Source organism: Paenibacillus sp. OT2-17, assembly GCF_009827695.1.
GTDB lineage: Bacteria > Bacillota > Bacilli > Paenibacillales > Paenibacillaceae > Paenibacillus > Paenibacillus polymyxa_B.
Genome location: NZ_WUDQ01000886.1, coordinates 1 through 1,004, shown reverse-complemented (window position 1 = coordinate 1,004; position 1,004 = coordinate 1). Strand labels below are relative to the sequence as shown.

The 1,004-nt window shown below is 47.5% G+C and carries 1 protein-coding gene; it reads left to right on the top strand.

Going from position 1 to position 1,004, the window contains the following annotated elements; genetic code table 11:
* Positions 1 to 70 precede the first annotated feature (70 nt).
* Positions 71 to 739 carry a ribulose-phosphate 3-epimerase gene (gene rpe / locus GRP75_RS27920; protein WP_160790999.1) on the top strand — a complete coding sequence of 223 codons (669 nt, stop codon included), beginning with the start codon at positions 71 to 73 and terminating at the stop codon, positions 737 to 739.
* Positions 740 to 1,004: the final 265 nt, after the last annotated feature.

The window sequence follows — 1,004 nt, the reverse complement described above, 5'->3', positions numbered from 1 at the left end:
CAGGGACGATATGATAGCTATTTGCAGTTCTATCAGGAATTAAAAGAAAAAAAGCGGAGGTACTGAGTATATGTTAAAAATAGCACCGTCGATTTTATCCGCTGATTTTGCTCGCTTGGGCAGTGAAGTTGCGGAAGCTGAGGCAGGAGGGGCAGACTGGATTCATGTGGATGTAATGGATGGACATTTTGTATCCAATATTACACTGGGCCCACCTATCGTTCAGGCTATTCGTCCGCATACGACTCTTCCCTTGGATGTTCATCTGATGATTGAGCATCCTGAACGCTATATTGGCGATTTCGTACAAGCAGGAGCCAATATCATCACTGTTCATGCTGAGGCCTGTATTCATTTGCATGGTGTCCTTCACTTGATCAAGCAGCAAGGCGCTCTGGCTGGAGTGGCTCTCAATCCGGGTACTTCACCATACGCGATCAAGGAAGTGCTGCCAAATGTGGATATGATTCTGGTGATGACGGTCAATCCTGGCTTTGGAGGTCAGTCCTTCATTCCAGAGACGTTAAATAAAATCAGACAAATCCGTGCTTGGCTGAACGAATTGGGTCGTCCAGACGTACATATCGAGGTAGACGGAGGTATTGCGGAAGAGACGGCACCAGCCGTATTTGAAGCGGGGGCTGACGTGTTGGTGGCTGGTAGTGCGGTATTTGGCAGAGCAGACCGCGCAGCGGCTATTGCTGCGATTCGGGACACTGCAGCTCGTTTGTCCAAGTGAAGCTGACTGAAGCATTGTGGATGACTGTAGCGAGCATGGCGACGGGGTTGACCCTTAGCTGTTTCTCGCTAGTGAAGGCTCCTTGGAATGCTGTTCTTTCACTTTTGGCTGTTGTAATTGTACTGTTTTATTTTCGAAAAAATGAACGGCGGGGTTTACGAATAGGTTTTGTGGTGTGCAGCGTACTTTATTATATCCTGTTTATTTTCATACTCTCAGCATATCTCTATGTTCGCGGACTTGTCTGATGGTATAGCCTGGGATG